The organism is Mesorhizobium sp. WSM3224 (genome assembly GCF_000427725.1).
Taxonomy (GTDB): domain Bacteria; phylum Pseudomonadota; class Alphaproteobacteria; order Rhizobiales; family Rhizobiaceae; genus Mesorhizobium.
This window is the reverse complement of record NZ_ATYO01000043.1, coordinates 1-22,442: the sequence shown is the minus strand read 5'-3', so window position 1 is coordinate 22,442 and position 22,442 is coordinate 1. Positions and strand designations below refer to the sequence as shown.

The window sequence follows — 22,442 nt, the reverse complement described above, 5'->3', positions numbered from 1 at the left end:
TGTCGACCTGAATGCGCCCACACCGTCCGAATTGCGTGATGATGCGCACTTTGCACCGGCACACTCCACCGGGGCTCGCTCAGACACCTTCGGCGACCTTCGGTCTTTTGTCGACCTGAATGCGCCCACGCCGTCCGACTTGCGTGATGATGCTCAGTCCGCACCGGTGCGTCCGCACCGGGGGCAGATGCTCGGCGACATGCAGCCGCAGCCCTTGATGCAGGGGACAGGGTCCGCCGCCGCCTTGAAGCCGGCAGGAGCCGATGACGTTCAGCACATCCTCCGCGGTCGACTTTCGCCGATGAGTGAAGCTGAGCCAGCGGCACCGGCCAAGACTCTGCAATCCGCGTTGCCAGTCACAGCTCGGCCGCCAGACACCTACCACGGTCTTCCACTGGTTGATCTGACTGCGCCCCTGAGCCCCTCCTCCGATGCTCGGATCGGCAGGCCCGCCTCGTCCANTGTCCCGGCGGGGTCGGTGCTCGGGGCCACCGAGTGGCTGAGCGACCCCCATATCCTGAGGGATTACGGTCTCCTGGAGGAGCAACTGCGGGGGATCGATCCAACGCTCGCCGCCAGGACACGGCTGGTGGATCCGTCNGTATCCCATCTCCTGCGCCACATGGAGCTGCGAGACGCGCAAGACACATTGCAGTCCATCTATAATCGAAACGACANCCCAGCCGACTTCCTGTTCCTGCCCGTGAACAATGGCACGCCTACTCGCGCCGGCACCCATTGGTCGCTGCTGCTGGTCGATCGCCGCAACCCGCAAAGACCGGTCGCCTATCACTACGATTCCCTCCAGCGGGGGAGATACAACAACGCGCCTGCAACACAGCTGGCACGACGGCTTGGTGCCACCTTGGCGCCGGCCCGCATACCTCGACAGCCGAACGATTACGATTGCGGCGTCTTTGTCGTGGACGGCACGCGGGCGCTGGTTAAACAATTGGTGGATGGGCAGCGCCCAGACCACGAGCCGCTGCACCTCGACGGCCTCATCGCCGATCGGCAGGCGCTGCAAAACCGATTGAGGAGGCTTTGATTGGGATTTTCGAAACGGCACGTTCGGCGGCAGACGCAAATGCTTGACGCTGATGGTAAGTAATCCGGCCTAAGTGACTGGCGTCACTGCGTCGCGCGGCCGTTGAGAGCGCAAGCGACGCCTATGCGACTTCACTCTGACGTGTGAGGGACACAAGAGCAGTTCAAATCCAGCGCGCGCCCTCTATCAAGCAATACCCGGGGTGTCCGGGCACATCTGCGCCGCAAGGTACCATCTGCATATCAGTCGCGTCTCGCAGGCTGCCGGACACGCTATCGACATGACCAAGTTGTGGAAGGTGGAGCATGGCGCATGCTTGATCGTTTGACCCTCTCTTTGAGCATCTGGAAGCGACAAGTGGTCGCCCCTGCGACTACTAGAGTCCACTGAAGCGCGGCCAGGGCCTGGATCAGGCGATCGAGATTTTCCTCGGCGACAAGACCTATCGGCTGGGCGCGGCGTGCTGCGCGACATTGATGGAAAGCATGCGATGAAAACCCTCAATGGCGGGGGCTTGTCTAAGACTGAACAAGACCCCTATCCCAACGGCCACACCGATACTCACAAAGCGGTCCTTCCCCGACACGCGCTTGTGCTGTTCATGCCAAACGAGCATCAGTCTGTCGAAGCGACTGCAGAGACTCAGAACCGTCTCGTGCTGCTGACGCTGCCGAATGTCACCAGCGAAGTAGGCAACTCCGATTTTCGACAAGGACGGCTGGTCATCGTTTAAGTTGGCCTGTCGCAAATTCGACCATGGACCTGACGTTCCAACAGGTCATTCTGCACTTTTTTCGGCCGTGAATGTCCTGTATTTGGCAACTGGTATGGCCGCACGATCACCATCGCTTGGTTTGACGGCCTTGTTGTCGAACAAATCGCGCGGATCGTTGACCATTACTGCGAGGTTATGACGTGTCGAACAGCCAAGCGGCAGGTCAACGGATTCGTCGCTGGGCAACTGACTGGAAACCGACGGACAGTCAGCAGGGCGCGCATGATAGACAATCACCTCTATTCTCGCCGTGCGGCCGTCGTGTTGGTCCAACAGCTGGATGTTGTTAGCGTCGATGCCCATCTGCTTCGCCTGGTGGACTGCCTCTGCGCCGAGCCGAGGCGACCCGCTGATCAGCAGATGAAGCGCATCGCGCCGACCGCGGCTGGCCCTCTCAAGAAAATTACGCAAGCGCTGCCGTTCGGAAGCGCGAAGGCTTTCCAAGATCAGGACGGTGCTCTCCTGCCGGATATACACCGGTGTCGATGGCGCGGCATAGATCGGCGCGCTCGCGCAGCCACCTAGGATTGCCATCAAGGCGACCAGGTGAACTTTGATCCGCACTGTCATGTGGCCACAGCTATTCAATGACAAAGCCGACACTGCTCTTGGCACTTGGCGCGCCGGCGTGCGTAGCCGCCCGGCCTCCCGGCGGACGCCGCACATTCGATCGAGGCTTCCCTCCATCCGAAGGCGACGCCATCCGGTCCGTGGGCGCGCTCATCTGGTCGGGGCTAGACCCTGGTCTCACGATGTAAGGTGTAACCAGAATAACCAGTTCCGACTCCTCCTTTTGAAATGAGGACGAACGAAACAGGGCGCCAAGGATCGGGACCTGGCCGAGCCCGGGAAAAGCACTGATGTTATTGCTGACGGTCTGTCTGATGAGCCCGCCGATCGCAAAGCTTTGCCCGCTGGCGAGTTCGACGACTGTGTCGGCGCGGCGGGTGGAAATTGCCGGCACGGAAATGCCGTTGATTTGAACGGCACCTTGTGACGTGAGTTCACTGACTTCCGGCTTTACGCGAATATTGATCTGGTTGTTATTGAGTACGGTGGGTAAGAATTCCAGGCTGACGCCGAAGTGACGAAATTCAATTGAGACTTGCCCGTTTTCCTGCGGCACAGGGATGGGAAATTCGCCGCCGGCGAGGAAGCTGGCCGTTTCGCCGGACATCGCAGTGAGATTGGGCTCAGCCAAGATGGAAGCAATGTGCTCCTTGGCGAGTGCGTCGAGGACCGCGCCGATGCTGACGTTGCCATCGTCGTATCCGATTTCCGCTGTACCACCCCCATTAGCTGCACCCGAGCCGGCACCTCTGCCGCCGCCGCTTAACAAACCCACTTTGAAATTGCCGATTTGACCGAGGGCGGACAGGTTAATACCAAGTTCCTTCATGGCGCCACGGGAGACCTCAGCGACGCGCACACTCAGATTCACCTGCAGGGACCCAGCGACCTTAATTCTATTGACGACCTGCGCGCCCTCACCGAGGAATTGCTCGGTGACCGTTTTCGCAGCGTCTACGGTCTCAGCATCGGGCGCTGTACCGCTAAGAATTGCGCCGCGTGGAGTATATTTGACGCGGATAGGATAATCGCCGACCTGATCCCTCAACATCGCCCGCAGATCCCCGATCGGTTGGGTCACGACAATCTGCAACGAGGCGAGAGCCTCACCCTTGTCATTCAAGGCGAATAGGGTGGTCCGCCCCGATTTCTTGCCAAAGACGAAGATGGTTTTGTTTGAGGGTGCCTGATAGTCCGCGATCGTGGGATCGGCAACAAAGATGGTCGCGGCTGGCGCGGGCAGGCTAACTGTCTTGCCGAGCGAAGAGGAAAGGCTCAGCGTTGCGTTGATGCTATTGGAAGCTGCACGCGGCGTCGCTTCACCCCCGTTGCCCTGGGCCGCGGCAGAAAGCGGAGATAACAGCATCAGCGCGCAAAGGAGGGGGCCCAGGTAGGGACCACCGGTAGCTCTCGAGCCATCGACAAGGTTCGACCGCCGGTTGAGCTCAGCATGACGAATTGGAACTATTTTCAAGACCGGGTGTCTTTCATAGGCGACTAATCATGTCGATGCCGCGCCAGGCAATTCAAGAATGTAGCCGATGCCACGCACGGTCTTGATCTGCAGCGTTGCGCCTGACCTACTCAGATGTCCACGTAAGCGATAGATTCCGACTTCAAGCGCGTTGGTAGATACCTCGTCGTTAAAAGAATAGAGGTGGCCCTCAAGCTGCTCACGCGGCACGATGCGGCCTGCACGGTTGAGCAATTGCTCAAGAATACACAGCTCGCGGCGCGCTATTATCAGCGGATCCCCTGCAACCGAAACCTCTCGGCTGATCGGGTCGAACTTGAGATTGCCAAATACAAGGATGGGGTCGGTCATCTGTATTGCCCGGCGCTGAAGGGCTCTCATTCTGGCGATGAGCTCGACAGGAGAGACGGGCTTGAGCAGGAAATCGTCCGCTCCACCATTGTAAGAGGCAATTCGCTTCTCACAATCATTGAAGCAACTCATCATGACGGCAGGAACTGAATGCCCCTCGCTCCTTAATTGCCTCAGCCACTCCAAGCCGTCGCCATCAGGCAAAGCCAACTCCAGCAGGAGAATTTCGTAGCTCGCGCNTCGAAATGCACTCGACGCCTCTTCCAGAGTACAAGCCACGTCAACGGCAAAACCGCTATCCGCGAGCGCACCGCGCACCGCGCGTGCAGGATCGGTATGGTGATCAACGAGCAGCGTTCGCATTTCATCTCATAAGCAGGGGAGAACGGTAAATTGGGCACGTCACCGTCAATGAATTCTATATTCGCTCCCGCATTCGCTGGCTTGTGTGCCAGTCATTCGGCGCAGCTGTCTAACGAAAACGGGTTTCGTTTGTAGCGTTACAAATTATTTCATTGGCGGTCAGGGAGCATCTCGGTTCGGTGCTGCGATCGATTGGGATGAAGTGCCCGTGGTCGCACGGCCGCTTGACATCGCAGCGGCCATCACCTTGGTCGCGCCGGTCGAAGTCGTCGAAGTCAACGCGGTCATTATTCGGCGCACTCGCCCGGAGGCCGGACGTGCTCGGCGAGTTGTTCCATGAGCGCCGGTGTTCAAGCAGATCCGTAGCCGCTTCCTGGCGAGGTTCACCTTCGAAGGCCACCGCACATCGCAGCCATTTCGTGAGGCAACGACTGCCCTGGGCCTTGGCGTTCGCTGCCAGAGAACTTGCCGCTCGCGCATATCGAACGACGCTGGTATCGTCATGTCTTCCAGAATGGATCGATCGCACCGACTACGATCTCGCTATTCTCTGGTGCGTGGCAGTCTCACGCCCAGCCTAATCGTTGCCTCTTTCAGCGATCCACTGCAAGCGGTCCGTGTTGCATTCAATTGTTCCGTTGATGCGCCTTATGGCGCCGGCCTCTTCCAACGCCAGTATAGCCCGATTGACCTTCGGCCGGCTTGCTCCCAAAATGCCTGCAATATCCGATTGCGTGAGCGACAGTTTGAGAGTCGCGCTTATTGGCAATTCATTGCCGTGGATATGCCTCAGGGTTGTGAGGAGGAAACGGGCCGCTCGGGAATTCAGGTGATAGAGGGCGATGGTTTCCAACTGCTCGGTCATACCCCGCAATCGTGAGCAGAGATGACGGATCGTCGCTCTGGCCGCCCCCGGCGAAAGCTTGAGAAGCTCCATAAATGGCCCCTTGGCGATGACGAAACCTTCAGAGGCGACCTGCGCCGTGGCGTCGGCTGATCGAGGCTGATCGTCTAGCATAGCCATTTCGCCGAACAGCTCTCCGGCTTCGAGTTGTCGCAGGACCAACTCACGGCCCTGGGGTGTGATGAGAGATATCTTGATACGCCCGGAGATCACTCCCAGCATATAGTTGCCCTGATCGCCCCGCTGGAAGATGACGGTCTCTGGAGGCCATCTGCGAGAGCTTGAGATAGCCGCGAGCGCCGCGATGGTCTTGTCGTCGAAGTCTCGAAAAAGCGAAAAGGAACGCCAGAAGGCGGCGCATCTATCGACCTGGGTCATATAGTTTCCTTTTTGGAAATGAATGGTCCTATGACGATGTCGCGGGCCGAGGTGACACGCTGGTTGAGTGCCGTCGCCGTTTGCCGCCGGCCGAAAGCAGCCACTGGAGAAGATGTTCTGAGCTAGCCACATGCCCTCTGTCTTGGCGCAGGCGGCCGGGTCTATTCGAGCGAGCTCTTTCAATGGCGCAAGCGCGTTTGCCAGCGATCGGACCGGACTTTGCCTCGACTGGCTGCTGTCACGAACGGGCCGGCGGCCGCTACTATTGCTAACCTGCCTACACCGGTCCCGATCCCATGCCGGAAGAATGACCTCATCGACATCGAGGCCGGCGGCCGCTGCGATCGAGAGAGAGCTGATACTGATGCCGCGCGGTCGCACCTCTGCGAGAAGGACCGGTGAGTTGTCCGCCGAAGCGCCCGTGAAAGCAGATGATCCCGGCTCCTCCTGGCGTGCGATCCTAGCCAGTGACTGGTCCGTGGCAATCTCTTGAACGTGATCTGACATGGCACAGTCAGCCGGTTCTCTCATCGGACTTGGTCGTGAGAGCCCGGCAGGAGATGTTGGCAACTGGTACGAAGCTCTCGACGTCGCAGTTTGGGGGCGGTTCCTGACGGCCTCCGCGCGCCATGTGACGACACAGGACACAGTCACCGGGAGCACGCGAATTCGGGCTGGCCGATCTAAGGCATGAGTTGCGAACTCGAGCCAGCAGCTCGCCGCCGGTGCGAACCGGCCGGTTTCGCCGGGTCGTAAGTCTCACGTTGCCTGCCGCTCCCGCCCCGTTTGGGGAAGGAGTAGCACGCGACCGATTGCAATCGACACTACTCAACCCACTTCCACCAAGGGGGTCTTCTGGTAGCTCTGCCGACTTCGTCATGACCAGCGCCTCGATATGGGCCGCACGGACTTGGCAGGCTTTGGCAACGGCTCATGGCAAATCATGGCGACGGACAAACACTGACAGTCTCACACGTGCTGTTGCCATTCTCTCCCGCGCGTGATGGTTGCGATCCGCTTCGGTCAAGACCCATTGATATCCGCATTTCTAAAATTAGTAATATGCATTGTTTATATGAATTCCATCCACGCTATGGATATAACCGCGCGCACGCGACGGGGTATTGATCTTGGGTCACATCGACCCGCAGCAGGTGCGTTCAGAAAGGCGACGCGGCCCCGCATGAGCCCCCGGGCCATGCTGCTCCCGCAACCCCTTAGCCGGGAGCCGCGGTCGAGACCGATGCTTGCGAATTTCTCTGGTACGAGCAGCCGGTCACTGGATACCGAGCCATCAATTCATCTGATCGTGAGCAGGTATTTCACGCGATCATGAGGAGTCGAGCGGCCACTTGGCCCCGGCGGTGCATTGATTCACGCGTTTGTGGCGCCGTCAATTGATGAGCATCGTCGTTCTGTTTTCGCATGCTTGTGCCGTTGAGTTGACCACGGTGGGCCAGCCGACCGACTGGCATCGGCCGCTAAGCCCGCTCAGCCGGGATATTGAACACATAGCCAATGCCACGTTTGGTTTTTATCAACTTCGGAGCGCTTGCGTCAGCTTCGAGCTTCCGACGCAAGCGCAAGATCTGAACGTCGATGCTGCGGTCTAGAATCTCGCCGTGGATGCGAGTGGCCCGTTGCAGGTACTCTCGCGATACAGGCTGCTCTGCCGCCTCGAGGAAAGCAACCAGAAGTGCATATTCGCCCTGGGTTAGGGGTACCAATGCGCCTGAAGGATCACGGAGCTGGCGCGTCTTCGAGCGTAGCTCCCATCCCCCGAAAAGCCATTTTCCCGGTTGTGTCCTTCGCTGGTTTTCAAGGGGATCGCTAGAATCCGATCCAACAAGAGAGTGAATGCGCGCCATAAGCCCACGCATCCTACTCAGAGCCTCGTCGGCATCGGATTCAAGCGGGATCACTTTATCGCTCTCGCTCCGGCGATTCCCAATGACGACGATGGAGAAATCCCCGCGCTTGCGCAGATCACGCCAGAACTCAGGACCGTCGTCCTTGCCGAAATCCGATTTGGCAATGACAGCGCCGGACTTTGGCTTATGGTCGCTCTTTAACCCTTCCGCGTGCGCATCCGCCGCATTGATCGACAAATTCCTGCACCGCACGTATTCTTCCATGGTCTGCATAAGCGCGAGCACATCGTCGACCACAAGGACGCTTCCGGTTTTGCAGGCCTCGCACATGTATCGCCTCCATTCGCGACCCACCTTGTCGCTCCTGGTCAGATCACGACTCGCTTTTTCAACAGTCCGCTGCTTGGGCGCGTTAGGTGCAGCGGCTGCCTAAGTTGCGCGGCAGAAGGATTGCTGCTGTAACCGATGGAACTTGGACCCCGTAACTTTTAGGCTGATCTAAGAAACCGATTTTGATCGCGCGGCTTCTAAGGCAGCCTCTCAACGTCCTTGAAAGGTGTGCGTCGCCTTTGGCGTAGAGCGGCAACGGCGGTCTGAATGCTATCGTAGAATGCGGCTATGCCGCACTCAGATGCCACCCATACAAAGGTATTTCATTTCGAGATAATCCTCGAGCCCGTGGCGCGACCCCTCGCGCCCAATGCCGGATTGCTTGATGCCGCCGAAGGGGGCCGCTTCCGAGGACATTCGCCCGGTGTTGATGCCGACCATTCCATATTCGAGCGCCTCGGCCACGCGCCAGACGCGCATGAGATTTGACGCATAAAAGTAAGCCGCAAGCCCGTAGATCGTGTCGTTGGCCTCGTGCACGACTCGATCCGCGTCTTCGAACCGAATGATCGGAGCCAAAGGCCCGAACGTCTCCTTTTGCGCGAGGGCCATCGCGCTGGAAATATCGGTGAGGACCGTCGGTTGGAAGAACGTGCCTGCTTTCCCGATGCGCTCACCTCCGCATTGAATTGTGCCGCCCTTTGCTACGGCATCGGCTATATGGGATTCGATCTTGGCCAGGGCATGCCCGTCGATCAGAGGACCGATGGCCACGCCCGGATCGAAACCGTCACCAACCGAAAGGTGAAGGNCCTTTTCCACGAATTTGATCACAAACGCATCATGAATGNGCGCCTGGACATAAAGGCGGTTCGCGGAAACACAAGTCTGGCCGGCATTGCGGAACTTCNCCTGGATCGCACCATCCACTGCGGCATCGAGGTCGGCATCGTCAAAGACGATGAACGGCGCGTTGCCGCCGAGCTCAAGGCTGACTTTCTTGATCTGGTCCGAACACTGACGCATGAGCAGCCGGCCGACCTCGGTCGAGCCGGTAAAGCTGATTTTGCGGACCTTGGGATTGGAGCAGAGTTCGCGGCCGACCCTCTCGCCTTCGGAAGCGTAGATCAGGTTGACCACGCCTCTGGGAAAACCAGCCTGATGGGCAAGAGCAAACATTGCACCCGCTACAAGGGGCGTCTGTTCGGCAGGCTTGAGCACGATTGTGCAGCCCGCGGCCAGGGCCGGCGAAATCTTGCGCGCCACCATCGAGGCCGGGAAGTTCCAGGGCGTGATCGCGCCAACAACGCCGATCGGCTGCTTGATCACGAACATCCGGCGGTCTGTTGATGGTGCGGGGATCGTCTCGCCGTAGACGCGATTGGCCTCCTCGGCGTACCATTGCAGGTACGCGGCCGCATGCGAGATCTCCGATTTGGCTTCGGCAAGCGGCTTGCCCATCTCGGCGGTGAGAATTGCAGCGAGGTCGTCTGCGTTGTCAACGATCAACTGGTGCCAGCGCCAGAGCATGTCGCTGCGCTCTCGAGCCGTCAACGCAGCCCATGCAGGTTGCGCCTCATAGGCTTTTTCGATCGCCATACGCGTTTCCCGGACGCCCATGTCGGGAAGCTCTGCCAGCAATTCGCCGGTCGATGGATTAAAGACCTCAAATACATGTCCGTTATCCGGCGTTCCAAGCGATGGCGTCTGGTCGATCGCACCAAACAGCTCGCGGGATTTCAGGTGGCGGGTCATAGGCGGGTGCAGCGGCAATATCGGATTCCTTCTCAACGGGTGAGACCTACCATCATCGTCCCTCAGCGCTACGAAAAAGCTGCCTACTGCGGCAAGAAGGCGTGGTGGGCGGCGAGCCTAAAGATGAAATCACACCTTGTTGACCTCCGCGTTGTAGTGGGTCGTGGGCGGTCCGCCGCGTTAAAAGCCAACCACCAGCGCTCCGCCGGTCAGCCCGGCACCGGCCGCCGCCAGCAGCAATTTCTCGCCTGGCAAGATGGGATTGGCGCCCTGCGAGATTGACAGCGACAGCGGGATTGTTGCGGCTGACGAGTTGCCATGGTCTGCGATGGTTTTGACGATGCGCTCATCCTCGAAGCCGAGCGACTTGCCGACCGCGTCGAAGATGCGGGCATTTGCCTGGTGCGGCACGAAACGGGCGATAGCTGGTGCCAAAAGGTCGGCCGCCTCCAGCGCCTGCCTGGAACAGCGGCCCATCATCTCGACGGCCTTGACGAAGACCTCTCGGCCATTCGCAATGGTCATGCGGGTTTCGGCGATGTCGATCTCGTCGGAGAAGGGAAGGTTGCTGCCGCCCGCCGGGATATGGATCAGGCCATAAGAGGAGCCATCCGAGGCAAGCGAGGCGCCGAGTATGCCATGACCAGGATTCCTGGAAGGGGCGAGCACCACCGCACCCGCGGCATCGGCGAACAGCACGGCACTTGCACGCTCGGCCGGATTGATCCGACGGCTCAAGATGTTGGCGGCGATGACGGTGGCTGGCCTGTTGTGCAGGCGGACAAAGCCGTCGGCAAAGGTCAGCGCATAGATGAACCCCGCGCAGGCACCGGCAAGATCGACCGCGCCGGCACTTTCGAGGCCGAGCCTGTGGGCCACCAATGGCGCGCTGGGTGGCAGGAGGTGATCCGGCGTCGAAGTGGCGAGCAAAAGCAGACCGATGTCCTTGCGATCGATGCCAGCTGCCTTCAACGCCATGTCGCCTGCTTGTGTCGCCAGGCCAGAGAGCGTGTCGTCCGGTTCTGCCCAGAAGCGTGACCGGACTCCCGTGCGCCCCTCGATCCAGCCTCCTTCCAGCCCTAGGCTCGCCTCGATCTCGGCATTGCCAACCTTGCGCGCTGGCACGTGATGGCCAAGGCCTATGATGTGCGCCGTGCGGTTCATCGGCCGTCGCTCGCAAGCTCGCCCGCCTCGTCGATTGCATCGTAAAGCCGGTCGAGTTCGCCCGATGTCACGCAATAGGGTGGCAGCACGTAGATGACATTGCCGAGCGGTCTCACCAGCAACCCGCGCTCGAGCAAGAAGGCGCGCAGTCTTGGACCGACCTCGGCGAGATAGCCGGCATTGCCGACGCTGAGGTCAAGCGCGGCAATCGTACCGGTCGTGCGCACGTTGTTGAAACGCGGATCCCCGCTGAACCGCGCGATCTTGTCTTTCTGCATCCTCGACAGGGTGGCCACGCGCTCCGCCACAGGCTCATCGTTCCAGATGGCGACACTCGCGAGTGCAGCTGCGCAAGCGATCGGGTTGGCCGTGTAAGAGCTCGAATGAAAGAAGGTCCTGGACCGGTCAGTGGAAAAGTGCGCGCGAAAGATCGGATCGGTGGCAAGCGTCGCCGCAAGCGGCAACGAGCCGCCCGTCAGCCCCTTGGAGGTGCACAAGATGTCGGGCGCGATCCGTGCCTGCTCGCAGGCGAACATAGTGCCGGTTCGGCCCCAGCCGGTCATGACTTCGTCGGCGATGAACAGCGTGCCCGATCGCTCGGCAATGCGCTTGAGCTCGGTGACAACCCATGCCGGATACATCAGCATGCCGCCGGCACCGAGCACCAGCGGCTCGATGATCAATGCGGCTGCGCGGCGGTCGCGGGTGACGGCCTCGAAACGATCGAGCGTCTCCTGTTCGCGTCCAACGGCGGGGAAGGGGATGATGTCGACCTCGAACAGTAAGGGCTCGTAGGCGGCGTTGAAGACACCACGGGCGCCGACGCTCATCGTGCCGATGGTGTCACCGTGATAGCTGTCCTCGACGACAACGATGCGCGAGCGGGGGAAGCCATTGTTGCGGTGAAAGCCGAGCGCCATCTTGAGCGCAACCTCGACGCTGGTCGAACCGCTATCGGAATAGAAGACCCAATCGAGGCCCCTCGGCGTCATGTCGACCAGGGCCGAGGCCAATTGCTCGGCTGGCTCGTGGCTGAGGCCGGCAAAGATCACCTGGTCGAGCGTCTCGGTGGCGTGTCGGATCGCCGCCACGATCTTTGGATGGCGATGGCCGTGCGTGATGACCCACCAGGACGAGATCGCATCGAGTATGCGGTTGCCGTCGCGGGTTTCGACATAGGCGCCCTCGGTGCGCACGATGGTCGGCGGCACCGGCTCGGTGGCATGTTGGGTGAAGGGATGCCAGACAGCGGAGCTCATGGCCGGGTCCTCATGAAATCGGCGGCGCTGAATGAGGTCTGCATGGCGTCGGACAGCGTGCTGGGCGTCAGGGATTCCAAACGCGGCAGACGGCCAAGCACGCGAACCTTGCCCATATCGGTGATCGTTTTCTGCGTATCGACCACCCTGTCGCCGATGAACACCACCCCGAGAAGCGGTATGGAGCGGCTGCGCAAAGCCTCGATCGAGAGTAGCGTGTGATTGATGGTGCCGAGCGTGGTGCGGGCGCAGAGCACCACCGGTGCGTTCCATCGCGCGAAGACGTCGATGTAAAAGGCGCGGCTGTTGAGCGGCACCAGAAGCCCGCCAGCGCCTTCGACAACGAGCGGCCGGCTGGTCGTTGGCAGGACAAGCGCCTGTGCATCGATCTCCACGCCGTCCAACTTGGCGGCAAGATGTGGCGACAGCGGCTGGCGCAGGCGCCAGGCCTCGGGCAGCACACGATCGCCAGACAATCCGGCGAGCAGGGCGACAATTTCGCTGTCGGTTTCTTCGCAGGTGCCCGACTGCACCGGCTTCCAGTAAATACCGTCAAGCAGGCCGGTCAGCCCGGCCGCGAACACCGTCTTGCCGATGCCGGTGTCGGTACCGGTGACAACGATCTGCACTGTCACGGCGCGTACTCCCATTCTTGCGCTAGCGCATCGAACAGCGCCGAAACGCCCGCCTCACCGACATTCAAAGTGAGCGAGACCCGCAGCCTTGCCGTCCCCTCGGGCACGGTTGGCGGACGGATACCCCGCACGTCGAACCCGCGCGCCTGCAACTTCTGCGCCAGCGCCATGGCGCTGGCGTTGTCGCCAACGACGATTGGCAGGATCTGCGAACCACTGGCTGCGAGGCCCAGCGCCTCGGCCCGCTTGGCCGCAAGCGCGACCAGGCCGGCCAGCCGCTCACGGCGGTCGGGTTCGTCCGCGACGATGTCGAGTGCGGTTGCCGCCGCCACCGCCATCAGCGGGGAGGGCGCGGTGGCGTAGACGAAGGGACGGCAGCGATTGACGAGATAATCGCACAGGACCCCAGGCGCGGTGACCAGCGCGCCTGATGCGCCCAGCGCCTTGCCGCACGTATGCAGCACCACGACGTTGTCGCGGCCTTCGAGATCGTGCGCGAGGCCGCGCCCATTCGGGCCGTAGACACCCGTGGCGTGTGCCTCGTCGACGAACAGGAAGGCATCGTGACGGTCCGCGACCGCGATCAGTTCACCGAGCGGAGCCCGGTCGCCATCCATGCTGTAGAGGGTCTCGACCACGATCCAGGGACGGCCGGTCCCACCCATGACTCGCCAGGCGACAATGGCATCGTCCACGGCGCCCGCATCGTTATGCGCAGCTTCCACGACATCAGCGCGGCCGGCCCGCGCGCCCTCATGAGCGCTGGCATGGACGAGTTCGTCCAGCACGATCAGGTCGCCCTTCTGAGGCAAGGTTGTGAGCACCGCGAAGTTGCCGACGTAGCCGCTGCCGAAAAACAGCGCGCGCTCGGCGCCGAAGAAATCTGCAGCCTTGGCTTCGAGCGTCTCGTGTTCGGGATCGTTGCCGCGTAACAGCCGTGAGCCGGTCGCACCGAGAGGCGTGCCGGCTGCGAGTGCTACCGAGACCGCCTCCGCCAAGCGCGGCGAGCGCGCCAGGCCGAGATAGTCGTTGGAGGCGAAGTCGAGCCCTGAGCGGGTGCTCAAGGTCCGCAACCGGTCCTTGCGGGCCAGCCCGCTCAAGGTCGCCTTGTAGCGGTCGAGCAAGGCTCGCCCGCTCACAGAGCTTCCCGTGCAACCGGTTTGATGCCAAGCCGGCGCAACAGGGCACTGTCCTTGTCTTCTTCGGGATTTTCGGCAGTCAGCAAGGTGTCACCGACGAAGATGGAGTTGGCGCCGGCAAAGAAGCACAGCGCCTGCATCTCGTCGCTCATCGCCGTGCGGCCTGCGGATAGGCGCACATCGGACTTCGGCATCAGGACGCGGGCGAGTGCGATGACGCGCACGAACTCGATCGGCTCGATCGGGGACGCTCCGGCCAGCGGCGTGCCGGGGATCGGGATCAGCATGTTGATCGGCACGCTCTCGGGCGGTTCGGGCAGGTTGGCGAGCATCACCAGCATGTCGATACGGTCGGCCTTCTCCTCCCCCATGCCGACAATGCCGCCGCAACAGACATTAATGCCGGCCGTACGGACATTGGTGAGCGTGTCCAGCCGGTCAGCAAAGGCCCGGGTCGAGATAATCTCTCTATAGTATCGTTCGGAAGTGTCGATGTTGTGGTTGTAGTAGTCGAGGCCGGCCTCCTTAAGCCGGTGCGCCTGGTCGAGGTCGAGCATGCCCAGTGTCATGCAGGTCTCCATGCCGAGAGCCTTCACACCCTCGATCATGGCGACGACGGCGTCCATGCCGCGTGCCTTTGGGCTGTGCCAGGCGGCCCCCATGCAATAGCGTGTGGCGCCGGCATCCCGTGCCTTTCTGGCCTCGACGATGACGCGCTCAACCTCCATCAGCTTCGAGGCCTTGAGGCCAGACTGATGATGCGCGGACTGGCTGCAGTAGCCGCAATCCTCGGGGCAGCCGCCGGTCTTGATAGAGAGCAGGCGCGACAGCTGTACCTGGTTTCGATCGAAATTCTGGCGATGGATGGTCTGGGCCAGGAACAGCAGGTCGTTGAAGGGGAGGTCGTGGATAGCCTCAGCCGCCTCGCGGGACCATTGCTGGAACACACCGTCGAATGAGCTTGCGGCAGCATCCGGGTACAAGTCGCTGTTCATTCCACCTCCCTTTCAAAAAAGCTTTCGCTGCGAGTCCCCGTTCAGCCGGAAATCTTGGCCGGCCAACCTCGTCCGCTATGATCTGCCCACCAGCGCTGGTACGGGCAGGGCGTTGCGGGCTTCATCGAGGATGGAAAAGCTATAGCCGCCCTCTGCGTTGCGCCCGACCGAATAGGTCAGTCGATCAACGATGTGATTGTCCATGTCGAAGGTCACAACGCGCGGCTTCAGCGCGGTCAACTCTGCCTCGTTTACATAAACCGAGTTGCATATGATGACCTGATCTCCAGGCTGGCAGGTGCGCGCCGCGGCCCCATTGAGGATGCAGCAGCGCGATCCGCGCTCGCCCAAGATCACATAGGTCGAGATCCGTGCGCCCGAATTCTTGTTCCAGATGTCGACGAATTCCATCGGCAGGATGCCTGCTTCCTCGCAATGGTCGGGGTCGAGTGTGATCGAGCCGTGGTAGTCGAGATTGGCTTCGGTGACGTATATGCCGTGCAGCTTGCCGGCGACGATCTTGCGCATCCATTCCTCCAATATAACCTTACGGTTCCTGTTCCCGCATCGCACCGACGCCTTCAATTCAGATGCTTGTGACGGCAATTGCCATCGATGGACGCATCAAGTCCGATGTCGAGGATCGGAGCACTGTGCGTGAGCCAGCCGACCGAGATGAGGTCAACGCCCGTCGCGGCAATCGCCGGAGCCGTTCTCGGCGTCACTCGACCGGAGGCCTCGGTGATGACTCGGCCCCCAACCATTGCCACCGCGCGGGCAAGATCTTCGAGCGACATATTATCGAGTAGAACCGCGTCGATGCTCAGCGCGAGCGCGGTTTCGAGCTGTTCAAGCGTGTCGACCTCGACCTCGATCTTCACCATATGTCCGGCGGCGGCGCGCGCGCGTTCTATGGCTGTGCCAATGTCGCCAGCGATCGCGATGTGGTTGTCCTTGATGAGCACGGCGTCGTCGAGCCCGAAGCGGTGATTGGCGCCGCCGCCGACGCGAACCGCGTATTTCTCCAGCGCCCGCAATCCGGGCGTCGTCTTTCGCGTGCACGCGATTCTGGCCTTGTGGCCGCGCACCGCCTCCACCATCGCCGCTGTGGCGGTTGCAATGCCGCTCATGCGGCAGAGGAAGTTAAGCGCCGTGCGCTCTGCCGCCAGCAGGCTGCGCGCCGGCCCGCACAGCCGTGCGATGGTTTCGCCGGCGGCGACATCGCAGCCGTCGGGGCGCCAGATGTGCATATCGATCGAGGGGTCGACAAGCATGAAGGCGAACGCTGCCAGATCGAGCCCGGCAACGATGCCCACCTCGCGCGCCTTGAGCGCAAGCGTGGCTTTATGATCGAGAGGGATAATTGCATCACTGGTGATGTCGCCAGCTTTGCCCAAATCTTCCAGAAGCGCATTGCGCACGATCGGTTCGATAATGATCGAGGGAAGAGGCGAGAACGACACCATGTCAGGAGCTCCGTTCCGAGGCACGCCAGCTCACCGCGACCGCACTCTCGAATGCCGTGCAGAGTGTCAGCCGTGACGCGGCGGCGGCGGCTTGGCGCCTGGGGAAATCGGACCGGTAATGCGAGCCGCGGCTCTCTTCACGCCGAAGTGCGGCGATGGCAATCAACATTGCCACCAATGCTGGATCGGCCGCGGCCGTCGCGCCGACGGCGAGCGGCAGCAATGTCGTGACGGCCTGGCGTAGCGCCTTTCCGTTGCGGATAATACCAAGCGCATCGGAGGCGATCCGTCGTACAGATGAAGGGTCCGGCCGCATCGGCACGATCGCGGGAAGCCTTGGCCACTGCCAGCCAGCGCAAGTGCCGGCGACGCTCTCAGCCACCCAGACCGCTGTCGCGACCGCCTCGGCCAGCGAGTTGCTGGCGAGCCGATTGGCGCCATGCAGCCCGGTGCATGCCACCTCGCCACACGCCCACAAACCGGTAACGGAGCTATGGCCTTCGGCATCCACGGCCACGCCCCCCATGTGATAATGCGCCGCCGGTCGGACCGGGATCGGCTCAACGGCAGGATCGATGCCTGCCTGCCGGCAAGCCGCCTCGATCACCGGGAAGCGTTTTGAGAATTTCGGGCCGAGGCATTGCCGAGCGTCGAGGAACACACGATTTCCGGTCTCAAGCTGAGCGCACACCGCGCGCGCGACCACATCACGTGATGCAAGCTCGCCGCCAGGCACGCCGGCGAGGAAGCGCCGGCCCTGCTTGTCGACGAGCACCGCGCCTTCGCCTCGCACCGCTTCGCTGACCAGGGGCATTGGCCGTCGTGCAGTATCGAGCGCGGTCGGATGGAACTGCACGAATTCGAGATCGGCAAGCTCTGCCCCGGCACAGGCAGCAAGCGCCAGGCCATGCCCGAACGAGGCAAGCGGGTTCGTCGTATCGCAAAACAGACCGCCGATTCCGCCGGTCGCGAGCACGACGCGGCGCGTCGGCAACGCGACGACACCGTTCTGTCGGGCGGCCACCACGCCCACCAGCCCACCGGCCGCTACGATCAGGCGCAGCGCATCCATGCCTTCCATGATCGTAATCGACCGTGTCCGCCGCACTGCTGCGACCAGCACGTGGAGCAACTCACGGCCGGTAGCGTCGCCGGCAGCGTGCACGATCCGGGGGCGCGAATGCGCGGCCTCAAGCCCGAGCCGCAGGGCTCCATCCAATGTGCGGTCGAAAGGAGCACCTAGACGGACGAGGCTGTCGATGGCTGAGGGTAGAGCCTCGACGACACGCCTGGCGATCGCTTCGTCGCAAAGCCCATCGCCGGCGGCAAGCGTGTCGGCCAGGTGCAGTTCGGGGCTATCGTCGGCGCCGAGGCTCGCCGCCACCCCGCCCTGGGCAAGTGTAGTGGAGGCTTCGGTTCCAAGTGGTGTTCTGGATAGAAGCACGACCGGCTGCGGCGCCAAGTGAAGCGCCGTCATAAGGCCGGCAACGCCAGCGCCGATGATGACCGGCACGCCGCCAATGTCGTGCACATCGGAGCTCATATGGCTAGCATGCGCTCCACGGCCTGGCGAGCCCGATCCGCAATCTGCGCTTCGATCGTCACCACATGGCGGTTCTGCTCCAGTGCGCTGCGGATATTGGCCAGCGTGATGCGCTTCATGTGCGGGCAGAGATTGCAGGGACGGATGAATTCGACCTCTGGATGCTCGACGGCGACATTGTCGCTCATCGAGCATTCGGTCATCAGCACGACCCGGGCGGGCTTGATGCGTCCAACATACTCGGACATGGCCGCCGTCGAGCCGGCGAAGTCAGCCTCGGCGACCACGTTCGGCGGGCATTCGGGGTGTGCAAGCACGGTGAGCCCCGGATGGGCCTCGCGCAACTCGCGGATGTCGCCCGGTGTGAAGCGCTCATGCACCTCGCAATGGCCTTTCCAGGCGATGATGTCGACCCTTGTTTGCGCTGCGATGTTCCTCGCCAGATATTCGTCGGGCAGCATGATCACCCGCGGCGCGCCGAGCGACTCGACCACCGCCAGCGCGTTGCCCGAGGTGCAGCAGATGTCGGACTCGGCCTTCACCGTGGCGCAGGTGTTGACATAGGTGACGACTGGAACACCCGGGTAACGCTGGCGAAGCAGCCGCACGTCTGCGGGCGTGATCGAGTCAGCCAGCGAGCAGCCGGCGGCGACGTCCGGGATGAGCACCGTCTTGTGGGGATTGAGGAGCTTCGCCGTCTCGGCCATGAAATGCACACCGGCAAGCACAATAATATCGGCGTCGATTGCCATTGCCTTGCGGGCGAGCGCCAGGCTGTCGCCGACGATGTCGGCTACGCAGTGGAAAATCTCGGGCGTCTGATAGTTGTGGGCCAGGATCACGGCGTTGCGCTCGCGCTTAAGCGCGAGAATGGCGTCGATGTCATCGGTGAAAGCCGGCCACTCGATCGGCGGGATTACGCGCCGAACACGCTCGTATAGCGACGCCGCCGCAGGTATCGCCCCGGTCATCGGCGCCTCCGATTATATTCCATGTGATTATAAGGGGTATATGTCTACGTTGACTATAAGCCTGTCAACCCCGTGCCAGCGGCAATTTTGTCCCGGCCGCGATCGATTCATCGAGGACGGCATGGCGGAAGCGATAAAGCTTTGCCGGGCGGCCGCCCGTTTCGACAGATGTCTCGCCAGTCTCTTCGACCAACTCTTGCTGTTCGACCAGCCGGCGGAAGTTCGGCTTGTTGATGAGCCTGCCGGCGAGGGCTTCCACGGTCCGTTGCAGCTGCAGCAGAGTGAAGACTGGCGGCATCAGCTCGAATACGACGGGCCGGTATTTGATCTTGGAGCGCAAGCGCGCAATGCCTGTCGCCAGAATGCGGCGATGATCGGCAATCATTGGTCTGCCCGGCACTGAGACGAGCGCCGTCGAACCGTGATCGCGCGTGGCCTCTTCCACGAGACCCGCTTCGTAGAGCAACTCGTAGCGCTGCAATGCGAGCTCTTCGTTCCATGCCCTGTCGTCGAAGCCGAAGGCAACCCCCGCTCGTCGCCGACGTTCAAGGCGTGTAGCGCTGTCGGCAGCATTGTGGGCCCAATCAAACAGGCGCGGGCGCAACACGTCCCCCACCATCGCAGGAGTTCCGGAGCGGTGGTCCTCCCAGGGGAAATAGTCGTACCAAGTCCCCCAGCAGCGTCTCGTCGAGCTTGTCGCATCTTCTTCACGGGTAAGTGCGAGATAGCTGATCGAGATCGCGCGCTCGTCGGCGCCGATGCGGTCGCGGTCGGCAAACGTGTAGAGCTGCTCGATGTAGCCGAGGGGCTGACCGGTCCGTTGTTCCACCCACACGCGAACGCCCGACTGCAGCGAGCGATGAGCAAGTTCGAACGGGCCCGACGGCAGCACGGCTTCCAGCCCGATGGTAAGGACGCAAGGATCGCGATTGATCACTGCTACCACGACAGCGATCAGGTCAGCCTTGACGTCGTTGGCCTTGCGTCCGGCTCTGCCTTTCCTGTTTCCTTTTGCGTGGTCGTGCATGGTTCCGGAATTGTCCGAGCTACCGTAATCAAACGGTCTATAATCGATTTAAATACAAGGTGTACCAAGACTTTGCGCGCGTCAACATCGCCACGGTTATCCGCCGTTCTAGCTCTTCTTATCTGGACAAAAATATGCCATTCGCGACGCCCATGGTGTGTAACGTAAGGGAAGGGCTGCCATGCGCGCGCCTGCGAAACGGTGCCTGTCAACCCGCTTGTCCGTCGGGTTGATCTGCCCGCCAGGGGTCTACAGTCTGTCCAGGCCCGTACAAATCCATTGTTGAAAAGAGTCTTGGCTGCCTGCCTTCGTGCGCTTTTTGAGGGCGCTTGTGACCTGCGAGCGTAGACCGCCGATCTTTCAATCAACACCAAAGGGCACCGCCACTTGGCTCTTCGCAACCGCACCAAATTGTGGCAAACGCGCCCAGCGGTTGGGGTAACGGTGCGGAAGGAGAAGCCATTGAGCGTGGCCGGTGAAACAAAGACCATCACACCGCCCATGGTTCGCTTACAGAAGGGGCGAACCCCGCTGGTCTGCTTGACCGCCTACACCACGCCGATGGCAAAGCTCGTCGACCGGCACTGTGACCTCGTTCTCGTCGGCGACAGCGTCGGTATGGTGCTGCACGGCTTGCCCTCGACGCTCGGCGTCACCCTGGACATGATGATTATGCACGGCAAGGCGGTGCGGCGTGGGGTGGAGCGTGCGCTGCTTGTTATTGATATGCCGTTCGGCTCGTATGAAGAGGGGCCAGAGCAGGCTTTTCGCCATGCGGCACGGATAATGGCCGAAACCGGATGCGCGGCCGTGAAGCTGGAGGGCGGCGAGACTATGGCTCCCACCGTCCGCTTCTTGACCACCCGCGGCATCCCGGTCATGGCCCATGTCGGCCTGACACCGCAAGCGGTGAATATGTTCGGCGGCTATCGCGTTCAGGGGCGGGGAGAGGACGCCGACAGAATCAGGAGCGACGCCACCGCGGTCGCGGACGCCGGTGCTTTTTGCGTTGTATTGGAGAAAGTCCCGGAACACCTGGCGCAACGGGTCACGGCAGAGATCACCATCCCCACCATTGGCATCGGCGCATCGCCCGCCTGTGATGGGCAAATCCTTGTGACCGAGGACATGCTTGGGCTGTTCACCTCATTCCGGCCGAGCTTCGTCAAGCGCTACACCGAGCTTGCTCAGGACGCTGACGTCGCGATCGCGACCTATGCGACCGAGGTACGCCAGCGACGCTTTCCTGCTGTCGAGCATGTTTTTAGCGAAGCTCCTAAGGACGTCGACGTCGGCCAGCCGAGGCGGTGACAAGTGGCATAAGCACTCAGCGCGCTGCGCAGCTCAGAACTGTTGCGCACCCGCTTTGGCTGGGTTTCAGGTGCTCGCGTAAAAAGGGCGGCTTCGCTGCCGCCCTTCTTGTGAGATTTGCGAAGTTACGCGTGCTTTATGGACTTCTTAGAAATCCATGCCGCCACTCAAGCCCGGTTGCGGGCTTGAGCAATATTAGTTGATGGGCGTGCTTGAACTTCTCTTTGCGAATGATCTTGTCCGAAAAATCTGCAACGTTTCGGGGTCATTCGTCTCTTAGAAATCCATGCCGCCCATGCCGCCCATACCGCCGCCGCCCATGCCGCCGCCGCCCATGCCGCCAGGCATGCCGCCGGCGCCAGAGTCCTTCTTCGGAGCTTCGGCGATCATGGCTTCGGTGGTGACGAGCAGGCCGGCGACCGAGGCCGCGTCCTGGAGGGCCGTGCGCACAACCTTGACCGGATCGACGATACCCATGGCGATCATGTCGCCATATTCGCCGGTCTGGGCGTTGTAGCCGAAAGTCGCGCCCTTGTTCTCGAGGATCTTGCCGGCAACGATCGAAGCTTCGGCACCAGCGTTGGCCGCGATCTGACGAGCCGGAGCCTGCAGTGCACGACGAACGATGTTGATGCCGGCAGCCTGGTCGGCGTTGACGCCGGTGGCGTTGATGCTCAGCGAAGCGCGCAGCAGCGCGACGCCGCCGCCGGCAACGATGCCTTCTTCCACGGCCGCGCGGGTCGCGTTGAGGGCGTCATCGACGCGATCCTTCTTTTCCTTGACTTCGACTTCCGTCGCACCGCCGACGCGGATCACGGCAACGCCGCCGGCGAGCTTCGCCAGACGTTCCTGCAGCTTCTCCTTGTCGTAGTCCGAGGTGGTCTCCTCGATCTGCTGCTTGATCTGGGCAACGCGGCCCTGGATCTCGGCCTTCTTGCCGGCGCCGTCGACGATGGTGGTGTTCTCCTTGGAGATCGACACCTTCTTGGCGCGGCCGAGCATGTTGAGGCCGACATTCTCGAGCTTGATGCCGAGGTCTTCCGAGATGACCTGGCCACCGGTGAGGATGGCGATGTCTTCCAGCATGGCCTTGCGGCGATCACCGAAGCCCGG

The 22,442-nt window shown here is 61.5% G+C and carries 20 protein-coding genes; 3 read left to right on the top strand and 17 right to left on the bottom strand.

Features of this window, described 5'->3' with window-relative positions:
* Together YU3_RS0132510 and YU3_RS41015 are read left to right on the top strand one after the other, a co-directional pair.
* Positions 1-1,048, top strand: a 1,048-nt coding sequence (locus YU3_RS0132510; protein WP_027170100.1) for a Ulp1 family isopeptidase, incomplete at its 5' end; no start/stop codon positions are given.
* Between the two features lie 460 nt (positions 1,049-1,508).
* The gene (locus tag YU3_RS41015) at positions 1,509-1,781 is read left to right on the top strand and encodes a hypothetical protein (protein ID WP_198021758.1); all 273 of its coding nucleotides are present in this window, start codon (positions 1,509-1,511) and stop codon (positions 1,779-1,781) included.
* A gap of 45 nt (positions 1,782-1,826) precedes the next feature.
* Here YU3_RS41015 and YU3_RS0132500 read toward each other — a convergent pair whose 3' ends face one another.
* The 16 genes from YU3_RS0132500 to YU3_RS0132425 form a co-directional block, all read right to left on the bottom strand.
* Entirely contained in the window at positions 1,827-2,393 is a 567-nt protein-coding gene (locus tag YU3_RS0132500) for a CpaD family pilus assembly lipoprotein (protein ID WP_027170098.1), read from the bottom strand.
* Between the two features lie 10 nt (positions 2,394-2,403).
* Positions 2,404-3,759, bottom strand: coding sequence for a type II and III secretion system protein family protein (locus YU3_RS0132495; RefSeq protein WP_084508460.1), 1,356 nt, complete (start codon positions 3,757-3,759; stop codon positions 2,404-2,406).
* A 135-nt stretch (positions 3,760-3,894) separates the two neighbouring features.
* Positions 3,895-4,581 carry a response regulator transcription factor gene (locus YU3_RS0132490; RefSeq protein WP_027170096.1) on the bottom strand — a complete coding sequence of 229 codons (687 nt, stop codon included), beginning with the start codon at positions 4,579-4,581 and terminating at the stop codon, positions 3,895-3,897.
* A gap of 577 nt (positions 4,582-5,158) precedes the next feature.
* Positions 5,159-5,863 carry a Crp/Fnr family transcriptional regulator gene (locus YU3_RS0132485; protein WP_027170095.1) on the bottom strand — a complete coding sequence of 235 codons (705 nt, stop codon included), beginning with the start codon at positions 5,861-5,863 and terminating at the stop codon, positions 5,159-5,161.
* Positions 5,864-7,344: 1,481 nt separating this feature from the next.
* Entirely contained in the window at positions 7,345-8,064 is a 720-nt protein-coding gene (locus tag YU3_RS0132480; RefSeq protein WP_027170094.1) for a winged helix-turn-helix domain-containing protein, read from the bottom strand.
* Between the two features lie 297 nt (positions 8,065-8,361).
* Positions 8,362-9,819 carry an NAD-dependent succinate-semialdehyde dehydrogenase gene (locus tag YU3_RS0132475; protein ID WP_198021757.1) on the bottom strand — a complete coding sequence of 486 codons (1,458 nt, stop codon included), beginning with the start codon at positions 9,817-9,819 and terminating at the stop codon, positions 8,362-8,364.
* Positions 9,820-9,999: 180 nt separating this feature from the next.
* Positions 10,000-10,983 carry a beta-ketoacyl-ACP synthase III gene (locus tag YU3_RS0132470; RefSeq protein ID WP_027170092.1) on the bottom strand — a complete coding sequence of 328 codons (984 nt, stop codon included), beginning with the start codon at positions 10,981-10,983 and terminating at the stop codon, positions 10,000-10,002.
* Positions 10,980-12,242, bottom strand: coding sequence for an adenosylmethionine--8-amino-7-oxononanoate transaminase (locus YU3_RS0132465; RefSeq protein ID WP_027170091.1), 1,263 nt, complete (start codon positions 12,240-12,242; stop codon positions 10,980-10,982). Before YU3_RS0132465 ends, YU3_RS0132470 begins: the two co-directional genes overlap by 4 nt.
* A complete protein-coding gene (gene bioD, locus YU3_RS0132460; RefSeq protein WP_036260071.1) occupies positions 12,239-12,877 on the bottom strand; it encodes a dethiobiotin synthase in 639 nt (212 codons plus the stop codon). Before bioD ends, YU3_RS0132465 begins: the two co-directional genes overlap by 4 nt.
* Complete coding sequence (locus YU3_RS0132455) at positions 12,874-14,016, bottom strand: 8-amino-7-oxononanoate synthase (protein ID WP_027170089.1); 1,143 nt, start codon at positions 14,014-14,016, stop codon at positions 12,874-12,876. Before YU3_RS0132455 ends, bioD begins: the two co-directional genes overlap by 4 nt.
* Positions 14,013-15,011, bottom strand: a complete 999-nt coding sequence (gene bioB, locus YU3_RS0132450; RefSeq protein WP_027170088.1) for a biotin synthase BioB — start codon at positions 15,009-15,011, stop codon at positions 14,013-14,015. Before bioB ends, YU3_RS0132455 begins: the two co-directional genes overlap by 4 nt.
* A gap of 75 nt (positions 15,012-15,086) precedes the next feature.
* Positions 15,087-15,539, bottom strand: coding sequence for an aspartate 1-decarboxylase (panD, locus tag YU3_RS0132445; protein ID WP_027170087.1), 453 nt, complete (start codon positions 15,537-15,539; stop codon positions 15,087-15,089).
* A 53-nt stretch (positions 15,540-15,592) separates the two neighbouring features.
* The gene (nadC, locus tag YU3_RS0132440) at positions 15,593-16,477 is read right to left on the bottom strand and encodes a carboxylating nicotinate-nucleotide diphosphorylase (RefSeq protein WP_027170086.1); all 885 of its coding nucleotides are present in this window, start codon (positions 16,475-16,477) and stop codon (positions 15,593-15,595) included.
* Position 16,478: 1 nt separating this feature from the next.
* Positions 16,479-18,020, bottom strand: coding sequence for an L-aspartate oxidase (locus tag YU3_RS0132435; RefSeq protein WP_027170085.1), 1,542 nt, complete (start codon positions 18,018-18,020; stop codon positions 16,479-16,481).
* The gene (gene nadA / locus YU3_RS0132430; RefSeq protein ID WP_027170084.1) at positions 18,017-18,991 is read right to left on the bottom strand and encodes a quinolinate synthase NadA; all 975 of its coding nucleotides are present in this window, start codon (positions 18,989-18,991) and stop codon (positions 18,017-18,019) included. The genes YU3_RS0132435 and nadA overlap by 4 nt, the downstream gene beginning before the upstream one ends.
* Positions 18,992-19,055: 64 nt before the next feature.
* Entirely contained in the window at positions 19,056-20,018 is a 963-nt protein-coding gene (locus YU3_RS0132425; RefSeq protein WP_027170083.1) for a membrane protein, read from the bottom strand.
* Between the two features lie 462 nt (positions 20,019-20,480).
* Here YU3_RS0132425 and panB point away from each other — a divergent pair, with 462 nt between their 5' ends.
* On the top strand, positions 20,481-21,329 hold the full coding sequence (gene panB, locus YU3_RS0132420) for a 3-methyl-2-oxobutanoate hydroxymethyltransferase (RefSeq protein ID WP_027170082.1): 849 nt from the start codon (positions 20,481-20,483) through the stop codon (positions 21,327-21,329).
* A 276-nt stretch (positions 21,330-21,605) separates the two neighbouring features.
* On the opposite strand, the gene groEL is transcribed toward panB, so the two are convergent.
* Positions 21,606-22,442 (bottom strand): chaperonin GroEL (gene groEL / locus YU3_RS0132415; protein WP_027170081.1); only part of this gene is annotated, 837 nt, incomplete at its 5' end.